The following is a 15422-nucleotide window of genomic DNA, read 5'->3' as shown; positions in this document are numbered from 1 at the left end:
TCCGAGGACTTGTCCATGTCCCTGATCAAACAACTCTGGATCGCCACGCTGGTGCTCACCCTGGGTGCCTTCGGATGCAGCTTCGTCATCAGCACGCTGTCCGCGCGCGACTACCTGGAGCGGGAACTGGGAATCAAGAACCGGGACAACGCCAACGTCCTGGCCCTGGCCATGACCCAGCTGCCCAAGGACGCGGCGACGGTGGAACTGCTGGTGGCGGCGCAGTTCGACAACGCCCACTACGACCTGATCCGCCTGACCGACCCGACCGGCGAACACGTCATCGTCGAGCGCTCCCATGAGAACGAGGCCAACGCGCCCCGCGGACTCGGCCTGAGCGCCGAAGGGCCGGTCGCGCCCGCCTGGTTCCGGCAGCTCATCCCGATGCATCCGGAACCCGGCCGCGCCTTCGTGAGCGACGGCTGGCAGCCCTTCGGCACCCTGACGGTGAAGACGCACACCGGCATCGCCTACGACAGCCTCTGGCAGAGCACGCTGCGGCTGCTCGAATGGTTCCTCGCCGGTGCCGTGCTGGTGGGCCTGCTCGGCACCGTCCTGCTGCGCTGGCTGCTGCGCCCGCTCGATGCGGTGGTGGCCCAGGCGCGCGCCATCGGGGCACGACGCTTTGTGACCGTCCCCGCACCCGCGACCCCCGAATTCGCCACCGTGGTGGGCGCCATGAACACGCTCAGCGACCAGGTCCATGCCATGCTCGAAGAGGAGTCGATACGCCTTGAGCACCTGCGCCGCGCCGCGCAGCACGACCCGATCAGCGGCCTGCCCAATCGCGAGCATTTCATGGCACAGGCCAGCGCCACGCTCGACAATGACAGCGCTCCGGCCGTCGGCACCCTGGCGATCGTCCGCCTCAGCCACCTGATCGCCCTGAACGAGGAACTGGGCCGGTCGGCCGCCGACGAGCTGCTGCGCAAGCTGGCGGGCGGGATCGAAACCCTGACGGACGGAGACGGCATGCTTGCCGGACGTCTCAACGGTACCGACTTCGCCCTCCTGGCCCCCAACGAGGACCAACCCGAAGCGCTGGCCGCACGCCTGGCCGAGTGCATGGATCTGGTCGTCGGTACCAGCCTGCCCGCCGGGCGCAATGCGCTGCCCATCGGCGTGGCCTGCTATCACCGCGGCGACCCCCTGCCCCAGCTGCTCGCCCATGCCGATGTGGCGCTGACCCGCTCGGAGGCGCAGGAAGGCGCGCCGCCACAGATCGAACGGGTCAACGTGAGCGCCCGCCCGGCGACCGATCTGGGCAGCTGGCGCAATCTCATCAGCGAGGCGCTGGCGATGGGCCGCTTCAGCCTGGTGCAGTTCCCGGTGATCGACCGCGAGGGCCGCACCCTGCACTACGAGGTGCCGGTGCGGATGCACCATCCGCGCGACACCACGGTGCTGACCGCCGGCGACGTGCTGCCCTGGGCGACCCGCTGCGGGCTGCTGCCGCAGATCGACGCCATCGTCGCCGAGAAGGCCCTGAATCTGATCGAAACGGCCAATGTGGACGTGTGCATCAACCTGTCCGCCGAATCCATGTGCCATCCGGCCACCCTCGGGCGCCTGGCCGCCCAGTTGCGCGAGCACCCCGACGCCGCCAGGCATCTGTGGATCGACCTGCCGGAAAACGCCGCCTTCCACCACGCCGAGGATTTCCGCCGGCTGTGTGCGGAACTGCGCCCGCTGGGCTGCCGCATCGGCCTCGAGCATGTCAGCCAGATGGTGTGCCGCATGGGCGAGCTGCACGACGTGGGGCTCGACTATCTCAAGATCAGCGCTGGCGCCATTCGCGGCATCGACCACAATCCGGGCAACCAGGCCTTCCTGCGGGGCCTGGTATCGATCGGCCACACCATGGGCATGGCCGTCGTTGCCGAAGGCGTCAGCGACGAGAACGAAGCGGCCCAGGTGATCGAGCTGGGATTCGACGGCCTCACCGGGCCGGGTGTGCGCTAGGCGACACCACAAATGCAATCAGGCGCCCGCGGGCGCCTGATTGTTTTCGACGCTCCGAGCCGGCTCAGACCAGATCGTCCCCCCCGAGCAGATCGAGCGTGCCGCGCGACTGGCGCATGGAACGACGCTCCATGAGCTTGGCCTGGGCCGGCGGCGGCAGATCGGTGAAACGGATCACGTCCCGGCTGATGAGCAGGTCGATCACGTCCTCGAGCACACGCACGAGACGCAGGTCGGAATCGACCATGGCGTCATCGCCCAGCAGATTGCGCGCAAAGGCGGCCACCGCCGGATCCCCCGGTTCCCCCGGTTCGGTGTGCTCCGCATCCGGCGCGAGGCTGGCCGACACCACCTGGCCCTGCGCATCTCTTTTCACGAACACCATCGCATTCTCCGCATCGCTGGGGCGCCCCGTTGGCGCCCCCGTGGTCAATCGGTGATGAGCTTGCCCTTGGTGAGCATGTCCTGGATCACCTGCTGGTCGGTGCTCAGCCCGCCGCTGAAGACATCGACCCCGTCGAGCACGATGGTCGCATCCTCGCTGCCGGCGCTGTACCCCCCGGCAAACCCGCCACTGCTGCTCACGTGCACGAGGGTATCGCCCCCGCTGTGCTCGAAGTGCAGGTAATGGTCCAGGTTGCCCATGCTGGTCCCGGCATGGGCCTCGCCCTGGAGCAGGTCGCGCAGATCGATCGCGTCGCCAGCACTGGCTCCGACCGGCGCGGTGTCGAAATCGGTGACATGATCGACCGAGGGGCTGCCGGCGGTGCCCTTGTCGGCCAGGGTCCATTGGAACACGTCCGCGCCAAGGCCACCGGTCAGGGTGTCGTTCCCGGCCCCGCCGACGAGCAGGTCGTTGCCGTCACCACCGTTCAGGGTGTCGTTACCGCCCCCGCCGTACAGCGTATCGTTGCCGTCGCCCCCGTTGAGGGTATCGACCAGGTCGGTCCCGACCAGGATGTCGTTGCCGCCACCCCCGTCGAGGGTCACGCCCTCGGGCGGCACCCCGGTGTCGATGACCGCGCTCGCCGAAGCACCGCCCGAGCCGTCCGACGCGTACGTGACGGTCTGCGTCGAGCCATCGCTGAAGGTCACCGTGAAATGGACGCCGGCCGAGGCGAAATCGGCCCCGGTATTGCTGCCCAGGCGCGAGGTGTCGATGCCGAAGTGCATCGAGTCCCCGGCGGTGAATGCGCCGGCGTCGAAATTGATCATCAGCGTGGACGACCCATCCGGCGCGGACATGTGGACTTCCGAGCCGGCCACGCCATCCAGCGTGCCGAGCGTCGGGCCATAGGATCCACTCCCGGCCGTGTTGAAGACGGCGTTGCCGTCGGTACCGGCCTGCAGATCGATGGAGATCTGGCTCACGTAGATGCCGACCGCGGCCGCGGCGTCGAAGGTGAAGCCGAACTGATCGGCCCCGCCGGCCGACCCGGTGCTGCCGGCCGCAACCGAACCGGAGACGCTGTTCAGGTGCAGGGTCTCGCGGCCGATGAGCTTGTCCTGTCCATCGGTGCCGGTCAGGGTGCCGGTGCCGAGCGTCACGTTCATGCGTTCGACGTCGATCGTCAGACTGGACGAGGTGGCATCGCCATCGGCATCACGCATGGTGTAGTCGAGGAGCACGCCGGCATCGGCAGAAGGCACCGAGGCAGGCGCCGAATAGGTATAGGCGCCGGAGAGCACATTGACCGTCAGCACCCCGCCGTTCGATGCGGTGATCGTCAGGGCACCGGAGGCGGCGTCGAACGTCGCGTGATTCGTTCCGGACACGGCAATGCTGTTGCTCGCCGGATCGTAGGTATAGGTGGAGCCCTCCACGGTCACCGAATCGAGGTAGCCGCCGTCGGCCCCCATGAGGTTGCCCGAGCCGATCGTCCCGGTCGTGTGCAGGTAACCGCTGGCCGAATCGACCACCGTGGTACCGAGCACCGTGTCGAGCTGGGCGAAATCGGTGACCAGCACCGCGTCGGTGTTCTGTTCGCTCACGCCGTTGTAGGCGATCGGATCGAGGGACGTGGTGCTCGTCAGGCCGGCGCCGATACCGATCGAGAACGAGTTGATGCCGTTCTGATAGAGGAAATCCTGCCAGACCACCTCTTCGGTCGCGTCGATCCCGAGCGACCCGCTCGGCAGCGTCGGTTCGCCATCGGAGAAGAAGTAGGAGATGTTCTGCCCACCGGAAATCGCGCCCGCATCGGCAAAGGCGTTCTGCGCTTCGGCCAGGGCGGCATCGTAGTTGGTGTTGCCCCCCGCACTCAGGCTGGCCAGCGCCGCACGCGCCTGATCGACGCTCATCCAACTGCTGCCCACCGACGAGGCATCCGTCGAGAAGGTGACCAGGCGCACGGCCACGTCGCCGAAGTCCGCATAACGGTCGAGAAGCGTATTGATCGAATCGATGGCGCTTTGCAGCCGCGTGGCGCCATTGACGCCGTCGTTGGTCCCCATGCTGCCCGACACATCCAGCATGACGAGCAGATTGGTATCCAGGGTCGAGACGGTCTCGCTGCGGGCGCCGATGTCCATCGGCGCATCGTCCTCGACATTGACGGTGAGGACGCTCGTACTGGTGGCGGCGCCGTCGCTCGCGGTCACGGTCAGGTCGATGCCCATCACGTTCTCGCCGTTGCCCGACGGATGATCCACCGCCTTGGACAGGGTGACCGTGTAGTTGCCATCCGAATCGATGCTGGCACGCAGCACTTCGGCGCCACCGGCCGAGCCGATCAGCGGCGAACCCGCCGTGCCATCGCCCGACCAGGTGACGGCCACGCCGCCGGAGGTGATCCCGTCCGGCCCCGAGAGCGTCAGCGTCACCGCATCGCCCTCGATGTCGGACACACTCAGCGAGCCGGACTGGGTCGTCAGGTCCGTGGTGTCGACCGGGTTGCCGATGCTGTCGACCAGGCCGCCGGCCAGCCCCTCTTCCGACACCGACACGCTGCCCGAGCCGACCACCGGCGCATCGTTGACCGGCAGGACCGAGACCGCGATCACCTCCGACGTGCTCGCGGTATCGCCGGTGGAAGTCTCCACGCTCGTCGCCGTGACCGTCAGGTCGAAATTGCCGTTGAAGTCCGTCGGCGCGGTGATGCTGAGGTGGGACAGATCCCAGGCGGTCACGTCCGCCACCGTGCTGCCCGCCGCGGCGGTAAAGCTGTGGCTGCCGTCGGACAGCACCGCACCGACCGGAATGGCCGAGATCGTCACGCCCAGGGCCTCCGAACCATCGGTGTCGACCAGCGTGGCGCTGATGTCCTGCAACTGGATCGGCGCATCCTCCAGCCCCTCGCTGTAGCGCACCGGGTAGTAGCCGCCGTCGCTCGACCCCACGAAGGCCGAGTATTGCCCACCGGCGGCGGTCACATCGCCGATGTCGGTGTAGATCGAATAGGCCGACAAGGCTTGGGCCGCGCCACCGTCGACCGACATCTGCGCGCTGATGTCGCCGACACCATCGCCGTTGTACGCGTACAGCTCGAACGTGTAGTAGCCGCTCTCGGCCGGCACGAAGGCCGTCGAGGTGTAGGTGCCCCAGTTGTTGAAGCCCTCGGAATAGACCGTGTTGCCACCGATCTCGATGTGCATCGTATCGTCCCGGTAGCCGCTCAGCTCATAGCTGTGGCCCGCCTCCAGGAAGATCACGCCGGTCAGGCGGTAGGCGCCGTCCTGCGGAATATCGAGGGCGGCCCCGGCTGACGCCCCGGTGCCCAGTTCGGTCACCACGGCGGACGTGTCCGGCGCCAGTCCGGCCAGCGCCGATTCCAGATTGTCGGCATTCGCCGCAACCGTCGGATCCACCGTCGCCACCGCGTTGAAATAGTCCAGCGTCAGACCGGTGCTCGTCGGGATGAGCACGTCGGTCACCGTGCCGCTCGACAGATCGAGCGCCGTGTCACCCAGGCTCAGGGCCGGCATGTCGACCACCGGCGCGATATCCACCGACACCGTCCCCGGCGTGGCGCCCCCGTCGGCATCCAGCGCGACGAAGTTGAAACTCGCGTAGTCGGCATGCTGGTCGCCCGTACCGGCCGTGGCGAAGCTGTTGTCTCCAGACTCGTTCGCATCCGGCACGAAACGCAGATGACCGGCCAGGATCTCGGCCGAACTCAAGGACTGCCCGGCCGACACATCCGTCCAGTGGGTGCCGTCGAAGAACTGGAGCGTGCCATCCGTGGGCAGGGTCGACAGTTGCACATGCAGGTCGGCCGTTGCGCTCTCCGCATCGGCAATGCCGAAGTCCGCCCAATGCACCAGCACCGCCGTGTCCTCGACACCAGCAATGACACCACCGCTCACGGTCGGCGCATCGTTATGGCCGTCGATGGTGATGCTCAGCGTTGCGGTGCTGGTGCTGCCGTCCGCGTCGGTGATGGTGTAGGTGTAGCTGTCGGTCAGCGAGTCGCCGGCGTTCAGGGCGTTCACTTCGCTGTTGGCGTTGTCCAGCGTGTAGGTGTAGCTGCCGTCACTGTTGAGCACCAGGGTGCCGTGACCCAGGTTCACTGTCGCCGCGGTGACCGCGCCTCCGGCCGGTGCGCCGTCGGCGCCGATGGTGTCGTTGCTGTAGACATTGCCCGAGACCGTGTTGGGGGTGGCGTCCTCGGTGATGCTGTTGCTGTCCGCGGCGGCCGTGGGGCCCACGTCGGTGATCGCGATATCCAGGCTGTCGGTACTGCTCACGCCGTTGGCGTCGAGCACTTCGATGGCGATGGCGTCGACCACCGCACCGCCGCTGTGATCTTGAACGTTCGGGTCGTAGGTGTAGCTGACCACACCCGTTGCGGCGTCATAGCCGGTCAGCACCAGGGTGCCTTCGCCGGTGTTGAGCGTCACTGGCGTTGTGCCCAAGGCGTTCAGTTGCGCCAGCGTGAGGCTGGTGCCGTCGACGCTCACCGAAGCAATCCCCGCCTCCGCACTGACCGTGAAACTGCCGGCCGTGGCCCCGGCCGTCTCGGCCAGGGTCATGTCGGTGGCGTTGGCAGCGCCGTCGGTGTCCGGCACCGTGATGATCGGAGCGCCGTCGGTGTGGCCGTCGATGGTGATCGACAGCGTCGCGGTGCTGGTGCTGCCGTCGGCATCGGTGATCGTGTAGGTGTAGCTGTCGGTGAGGCTTTCACCTCTGTTCAGCCCGTTGACCTCGCTGTTGGCGTTGTCCAGCGTGTAGGTGTAGCTGCCATCACTGTTGAGCACCAGGGTGCCGTGACCCAGGTTCACCGTCGCCGCGGTGACCGCACCGCCGACCGGTGCGCCGTCGGCACCGATGGTGTCGTTGCTGTAGACATTGCCACTCACCGTGTTCGGGCTGGCGTCCTCGGTGATCGCATTGGTATCGGCCGCCGCCGTGGGGCCCACGTCGGTGATGGCGATATCCAGGCTGTCGGTGCGGGTGACGCCGTTGGCGTCGAGCACTTCGATGGCGATGGCGTCGACCACCGCACCGCCGCTGTGATCTTGAACGTTCGGGTCGTAGGTGTAGCTGACCACCCCCGTTGCGGCGTCATAGCCGGTCAGCACCAGGGTGCCTTCGCCGGTGTTCAGGGTGACCGGGGAACCGGACAGCGCGTTGAGCTGCGCCAGCGTGAGGCTGGTGCCATCCACACTGACCGAAGCAATCCCCGCTTCCGCACTGACCGTGAAACTGCCGGCCGTGGCCCCGGCCGTCTCGGCCAGGGTCATGTCGGTGGCGTTGGCAGCGCCATCCGTGTCCGGGATGGTGATGATCGGGGCGCCGTCGGCGTGGCCGTCGATGGTGATCGACAGCGTCGCGGTGCTGGTGCTGCCGTCGGCATCGGTGATCGTGTAGGTGTAGCTGTCGGTGAGGCTTTCACCGCTGTTGAGTCCATTGACCTCGCTGTTGGCGTTGTCCAGCGTGTAGGTGTAGGAACCGTCGGCGTTCAGGACGAGCGTGCCGTGACCCAGATTCACCGTCGCCGCGGTAACCGCACCGCCGGCCGGTGCGCCGTCGGCGCCGATGGTGTCGTTCGTGTAGACGTTGCCGGTGATGCTGTTCGGGCTGGCGTCTTCGGTGATCGCATTGGTATCGGCCGCGGCCGTGGGGCCCACGTCGGTGATGGCGATATCCAGGCTGTCGGTGCGGCTCACGCCGTTGGCATCGAGCACTGCGATGGCGATGGCATCGGTGATCGGGGCGCCTCCCGTGTGTGTGAGCACGTTCGGGTCGTAGGTGTAACTGACCGTGCCGGTGGCCGCATCGTAGCCATTGAGGATGAGCGTGCCTTCGCCCGTGTTCAGGGTGATCGGCGTGGTGCCCAGGTTCGCCAGATCGGACGGGCTCAGGCTGGTGCCATCCACACTGACCGAAGCAATCCCCGCCTCCGCACTGACCGTGAAACTGCCGGCCGTCGCGCCGGCCGTCTCGGCCAGGGTGGTGTCGGTGTCGTTCAGGGCACCGTCGGTATCCGGGATGGTGACGATCGGAGCGCCGTCGGTGTGGCCGTCGATGGTGATCGACAGGGTGGCCGTCGAGGTCGAACCGTCGGCATCGGTGATGGTGTAGGTGTAGCTGTCTGTCAGCGAGTCGCCGGCATTGAGGGCGTTCACTTCGCTGTTGGCGTTGTCCAGCGTGTAGGTGTAGCTGCCATCACTGTTGAGCACCAGGGTGCCGTGACCCAGGTTCACCGTCGCCGCGGTGACCGCACCGCCGGCCGGTGCGCCGTCGGCGCCGATGGTGTCGTTCGTGTAGACATTGCCCGAGACCGTGTTGGGGGTGGCGTCCTCGGTGATCGCATTGGTATCGGCCGCCGCCGTGGGATCGACGTCGGTGATCGCGATATCCAGGCTGTCGGTGCTGGACACGCCGTTGGCGTCGAGCACTTCGATGGCGATGGCGTCGGTGATCGGGGCGCCTCCCGTGTGTGTGAGCACGTTCGGGTCGTAGGTGTAGCTGACCACCCCCGTTGCGGCGTCATAGCCGGTCAGCACCAGGGTGCCTTCACCGGTGTTCAGGGTGACCGGAGAACCGGACAGCGCGTTCAGTTGCGCCAGCGTGAGGCTGGTGCCGTCGACACTCACCGAGGCGATGCCGGCTTCGGCACTGATGGTGAAACTGCCGGCCGTCGCGCCAGCCGTCTCGGCCAGGGTCATGTCGGTGGCGTTGGCAGCGCCGTCGGTATCCGGCACCGTGATGATCGGAGCGCCGTCGGTGTGGCCGTCGATGGTGATCGACAGCGTTGCGGTGCTGGTGCTGCCGTCCGCGTCGGTGATGGTGTAGGTGTAGCTGTCGGTGAGGCTTTCACCGCTGTTCAGCCCGTTGACCTCGCTGTTGGCGTTGTCCAGCGTGTAGGTGTAGCTGCCGTCGGCGTTCAGGACGAGCGTGCCGTGACCCAGATTCACCGTCGCCGCGGTAACCGCACCGCCGGCCGGCGCGCCGTCGGCGCCGATCGTGTCGTTCGTGTAGACGTTGCCCGAGACCGTGTTCGGGCTGGCGTCTTCGGTGATCGCATTGGTATCGGCCGCCGCCGTGGGACCGACGTCGGTGATGGCGATGTCCAGGCTGTCGGTGCTGGTGACGCCGTTGGCGTCGAGCACTTCGATGGCGACGGCGTCGGTGATCGGCGCGCCGCCCGTGTGCGTGAGCACGTTCGGGTCGTAGGTGTAGCTGACCGTGCCGGTGGCCGCATCGTAGCCGGTCAGCACCAGGGTGCCTTCGCCGGTGTTCAGGGTGATCGGGGTGGTGCCCAGGTTTGCCAGATCGGTCGGGCTCAGGCTGGTGCCGTCGACGCTCACCGAGGCGATGCCGGCTTCAGCACTGACCGTGAAACTGCCCGCCGTGGCACCGGCCGTCTCCGCCAGCGTCATGTCGGTGGCGTTGGCAGCGCCGTCGGTGTCCGGCACCGTGATGATCGGAGCGCCGTCGGTGTGGCCGTCGATGGTGATCGACAGCGTCGCGGTGCTGGTGCTGCCGTCGGCATCGGTGATCGTGTAGGTGTAGCTGTCGGTGAGGCTTTCACCTCTGTTCAGCCCGTTGACCTCGCTGTTGGCGTTGTCCAGCGTGTAGGTGTAGCTGCCATCACTGTTGAGCACCAGGGTGCCGTGACCCAGGTTCACCGTCGCCGCGGTGACCGCGCCGCCGGCCGGTGCGCCGTCGGCGCCGATGGTGTCGTTGCTGTAGACGTTGCCACTCACCGTGTTCGGGCTGGCGTCTTCTGTGATGCTGTTGCTGTCCGCGGCGGCCGTGGGGCCGACGTCGGTGATCGCGATATCCAGGCTGTCGGTGCTGGACACGCCGTTGGCGTCGAGCACTTCGATGGCGATGGCGTCGGTGATCGGGGCGCCTCCCGTGTGTGTGAGCACGTTCGGGTCGTAGGTGTAGCTGACCACCCCCGTTGCGGCGTCATAGCCGGTCAGCACCAGGGTGCCTTCACCGGTGTTCAGGGTGACCGGAGAACCGGACAGCGCGTTCAGTTGCGCCAGCGTGAGGCTGGTGCCGTCGACACTCACCGAGGCGATGCCGGCTTCGGCACTGATGGTGAAACTGCCGGCCGTCGCGCCAGCCGTCTCGGCCAGGGTCATGTCGGTGGCGTTGGCAGCGCCGTCGGTATCCGGCACCGTGATGATCGGAGCGCCGTCGGTGTGGCCGTCGATGGTGATCGACAGCGTTGCGGTGCTGGTGCTGCCGTCCGCGTCGGTGATGGTGTAGGTGTAGCTGTCGGTGAGGCTTTCACCGCTGTTCAGCCCGTTGACCTCGCTGTTGGCGTTGTCCAGCGTGTAGGTGTAGCTGCCGTCGGCGTTCAGGACGAGCGTGCCGTGACCCAGATTCACCGTCGCCGCGGTAACCGCACCGCCGGCCGGCGCGCCGTCGGCGCCGATCGTGTCGTTCGTGTAGACGTTGCCCGAGACCGTGTTCGGGCTGGCGTCTTCGGTGATCGCATTGGTATCGGCCGCCGCCGTGGGATCGACGTCGGTGATCGCGATGTCCAGGCTGTCGGTGCTGCTCACGCCGTTGGCGTCGAGCACTTCGATGGCGATGGCGTCGGTGATCGGCGCGCCGCCCGTGTGCGTGAGCACGTTCGGGTCGTAGGTGTAGCTGACCGTGCCGGTGGCCGCATCGTAGCCGGTCAGCACCAGGGTGCCTTCGCCGGTGTTCAGGGTGATCGGGGTGGTGCCCAGGTTTGCCAGATCGGTCGGGCTCAGGCTGGTGCCGTCGACGCTCACCGAGGCGATGCCGGCTTCAGCACTGACCGTGAAACTGCCCGCCGTGGCACCGGCCGTCTCCGCCAGCGTCATGTCGGTGGCGTTGGCAGCGCCGTCGGTGTCCGGCACCGTGATGATCGGAGCGCCGTCGGTGTGGCCGTCGATGGTGATCGACAGCGTCGCGGTGCTGGTGCTGCCGTCGGCATCGGTGATCGTGTAGGTGTAGCTGTCGGTGAGGCTTTCACCTCTGTTCAGCCCGTTGACCTCGCTGTTGGCGTTGTCCAGCGTGTAGGTGTAGCTGCCATCACTGTTGAGCACCAGGGTGCCGTGACCCAGGTTCACCGTCGCCGCGGTGACCGCGCCGCCGGCCGGTGCGCCGTCGGCGCCGATGGTGTCGTTGCTGTAGACGTTGCCACTCACCGTGTTCGGGCTGGCGTCTTCTGTGATGCTGTTGCTGTCCGCGGCGGCCGTGGGGCCGACGTCGGTGATCGCGATATCCAGGCTGTCGGTGCTGGACACGCCGTTGGCGTCGAGCACTTCGATGGCGATGGCGTCGACCACCGCACCGCCGCTGTGATCTTGAACGTTCGGGTCGTAGGTGTAGCTGACCACACCCGTTGCGGCGTCATAGCCGTTGAGGATGAGCGTGCCTTCACCGGTGTTCAGGGCGATCGGCGTGGTGCTCAGGTTCGCCAGATCGGTCGGGCTCAGGCTGGTGCCGTCCACACTGACCGAAGCAATCCCCGCTTCCGCACTGACCGTGAAACTGCCGGCCGTCGCGCCAGCCGTCTCGGCCAGGGTCATGTCGGTGGCGTTTGCGCCGCCGTCGGTATCCGGGATGGTGATGATCGGGGCGCCGTCGGTGTGACCGTCGATGGTGATCGACAGCGTGGCCGTCGAGGTCGAGCCGTCGGCATCGGTGATCTTGTAGGTGTAGCTGTCGGTCAGCGAGTCGCCGGCGTTCAGCGCATTCACTTCGCTGTTGGCATTGTCCAGCGTGTAGGTGTAGCTGCCGTCGGCGTTCAGGACGAGCGTGCCGTGGCCCAGGTTCGCGGTCGCCGCGGTGACCGCGCCGCCGGCCGGTGCGCCGTCGGCGCCGATGGTGTCGTTGCTGTAGACATTGCCACTCACCGTGTTCGGGCTGGCGTCCTCGGTGATCGCATTGGTATCGGCCGCCGCCGTGGGGCCGACGTCGGTGATCGCGATGTCCAGGCTGTCGGTACTGCTCACGCCGTTGGCGTCGAGCACTTCGATGGCGATGGCATCGGTGATCGGCGCGCCGCCCGTGTGCGTGAGCACGTTCGGGTCGTAGGTGTAGCTGATCGTGCCGGTGGCCGCATCGTAGCCGGTCAGCACCAGGGTGCCTTCGCCGGTGTTTAGGGTGATCGGAGAACCGGACAGCGCATTGAGCTGCGCCAGCGTGAGGCTGGTGCCGTCGACGCTGACCGAAGCAATCCCAGCTTCCGCACTGACCGTGAAACTGCCGGCCGTGGCCCCGGCCGTCTCGGCCAGGGTCATGTCGGTGGCGTTGGCAGCGCCGTCGGTGTCCGGAATGGTGATGATCGGAGCGCCGTCGGTGTGGCCGTCGATGGTGATCGACAGCGTGGCCGTCGAGGTCGAACCGTCCGCGTCGGTGATGGTGTAGGTGTAGCTGTCGGTGAGGCTCTCACCGCTGTTCAGCCCGTTGACCTCGCTGTTGGCGTTATCCAGCGTGTAGGTGTAGCTGCCGTCGGCGTTCAGGACGAGCGTGCCGTGACCCAAGCTCACCGTCGCCGCGGTGACCGCACCGCCGACCGGTGCGCCGTCGGCACCAATCGTGTCGTTCGTGTAGACGTTGCCCGAGACCGTGTTGGGGGTGGCGTCTTCGGTGATCGCATTGGTATCGGCCGCCGCCGTGGGGCCGACGTCGGTGATCGCGATGTCCAGGCTGTCGGTACTGCTCACGCCGTTGGCGTCGAGCACTTCGATGGCGATGGCATCGGTGATCGGCGCGCCGCCCGTGTGCGTGAGCACGTTCGGGTCGTAGGTGTAGCTGATCGTGCCGGTGGCCGCATCGTAGCCGGTCAGCACCAGGGTGCCTTCGCCGGTGTTTAGGGTGATCGGAGAACCGGACAGCGCATTGAGCTGCGCCAGCGTGAGGCTGGTGCCGTCGACGCTGACCGAAGCAATCCCAGCTTCCGCACTGACCGTGAAACTGCCGGCCGTCGCGCCAGCCGTCTCCGCCAGCGTCATGTCGGTGGCGTTTGCGCCGCCGTCGGTATCCGGCACCGTGATGATCGGGGCGCCGTCGGTGTGGCCGTCGATGGTAATCGACAGGGTGGCCGTCGAGGTCGAACCGTCCGCGTCGGTGATGGTGTAGGTGTAGCTGTCGGTGAGGCTTTCACCGCTGTTGAGTCCATTGACCTCGCTGTTGGCGTTGTCCAGCGTGTAGGTGTAGCTGCCGTCACTGTTGAGCACCAGGGTGCCGTGCCCCAGGTTCACCGTCGCCGCGGTGACCGCACCGCCGACCGGTGCGCCGTCGGCACCAATCGTGTCGTTCGTGTAGACGTTGCCCGAGACCGTGTTGGGGGTGGCGTCTTCGGTGATCGCATTGGTATCGGCCGCCGCCGTGGGGCCGACGTCGGTGATGGCGATGTCCAGGCTGTCGGTACTGCTCACGCCGTTGGCGTCGAGCACTTCGATGGCGATGGCGTCGACCACCGCACCGCCGCTGTGATCTTGAACGTTCGGGTCGTAGGTGTAGCTGACCACACCCGTTGCGGCGTCGTAGCCATTGAGGATGAGCGTGCCTTCGCCGGTGCTGAGCGTCACTGGCGTGGTGCCCAAGGCGTTCAGTTGCGCCAGCGTGAGGCTGGTGCCGTCGACGCTCACCGAAGCAATCCCCGCCTCCGCACTGACCGTGAAACTGCCGGCCGTCGCGCCAGCCGTCTCGGCCAGGGTCATGTCGGTGGCGTTCAGGGCGCCATCGGTATCCGGCACCGTGATGATCGGGGCGCCGTCGGTGTGGCCGTCGATGGTGATGCTCAGCGTTGCGGTGCTGGTGCTGCCATCCGCATCGGTGATCGTGTAGGTGTAGCTGTCCGTCAGCGAGTCGCCAGCATTGAGGGCGTTCACTTCGCTGTTGGTGTTGTCCAGCGTGTAGGTGTAGCTGCCGTCGGCATTCAGGACGAGCGTGCCGTGGCCCAGGTTCACCGTCGCCGCGGTGACCGCACCGCCGGCCGGTGCGCCGTCGGCGCCGATGGTGTCGTTGCTGTAGACGTTGCCCGAGACCGTCGCCACCGAGTCTTCAGTGACGCTGGCCGTATCGTTGTTCGCCACCGGAACGCTGTCGAGCAACGCGATGTCCAGGGTATCGGAGGTGCTTTGGCCGAGCTGATCGACGACCTCGACCGAGATGTTGTCGATCACGTCGCCGCCGCTGTGATCCTGCGGGTCGGGGTCGTAGGTGTAGTCCACCTCGCCGCTGGCCGCATGGTAGCCGACGAGCACCAGGGTGCCGCGCCCCGTGTTGATCGTGACAGGCGTAGCGCCCAGTGCTTCGAGTTCCGCAAGCGTGACTACGGTGCCGTCGATCACGATCGAGGCCAGGCCGCCCGGGGCCGTCAGGGTGAAGCTGCCCGGCGTGGCGCCGGCGCCTTCCGACAACGTGCTGTCGGTCAGATTGACCGAGCCGTCGGTGTCCGGGATCGCGATGCTCGGCGGCTTGGCGCTGGCCTCGGTGGTTTGCGTGTCGAGTGCAACGGTGCCTTCGGCCCGGGCGTTGTCGAAGGTCGGGAAGGTGGTGACGCGCTCCAGACCAAACTGAAACGCCAGCGAATCGACACTTTCGGTGATGCGCGCGAGGCGCACGAAACTGTTGCCCTCGCCGCCCCCGCCAGCGCCGCCCAGGCCGGCGGCGGGCGCTTCGATGACCGCATCGAGCGTCCCGTCGCCCTCCAGGGTCTGGATGACCTGATCGATGGTCGCATTCCCGAGGACCGAGTCTTCCGCCGCCGGGCGTGTCGTCTCGGACAGGTCGGGGGTCATGGCCACGGTTTCGTTCGGCTGGATGTCCAACACCTGACCGTCGGACGTCGCCAGTTCGACCTCACCGCCATTGCGGGTGACGACGACCTCGCCCTCGTGCAGGGCGTCACCCGGCTGAAGCTGACGCAAATCGCCTTCGGCGTTGCGCACATAGGCTTCGCCGGTGACGGCGACGACGGTGGCAATGGGTTGATCGCTGGCCATGACAATATGCTCCGGTGTCCGGCACGTGGCGCCGGAATGGACTGATTCGATAGTGGAACACTACGGCCGTG

Annotated in this window: 3 protein-coding genes; 1 reads left to right on the top strand and 2 read right to left on the bottom strand. The window is 66.9% G+C overall.

The window, feature by feature from the left end; translation table 11 throughout:
* The first annotated feature begins 15 nt into the window (after positions 1–15).
* Positions 16–1962, top strand: coding sequence for a bifunctional diguanylate cyclase/phosphodiesterase (locus G3580_RS05255; protein WP_173764263.1), 1947 nt, complete (start codon positions 16–18; stop codon positions 1960–1962).
* A 64-nt stretch (positions 1963–2026) separates the two neighbouring features.
* Here the strand turns inward: G3580_RS05255 and G3580_RS05250 are convergent, their stop codons facing one another.
* A complete protein-coding gene (locus G3580_RS05250; protein ID WP_173764262.1) occupies positions 2027–2347 on the bottom strand; it encodes a hypothetical protein in 321 nt (106 codons plus the stop codon).
* Between the two features lie 44 nt (positions 2348–2391).
* Positions 2392–15351: a retention module-containing protein gene (locus G3580_RS05245; protein WP_173764261.1), complete on the bottom strand. Its 12960-nt coding sequence runs from the start codon at positions 15349–15351 to the stop codon at positions 2392–2394.
* Positions 15352–15422: the final 71 nt, after the last annotated feature.

The organism is Nitrogeniibacter mangrovi (assembly GCF_010983895.1).
Classification (GTDB): Bacteria; Pseudomonadota; Gammaproteobacteria; order Burkholderiales; family Rhodocyclaceae; genus Nitrogeniibacter; species Nitrogeniibacter mangrovi.
This window is presented reverse-complemented; position numbering and strand designations above follow the sequence as displayed.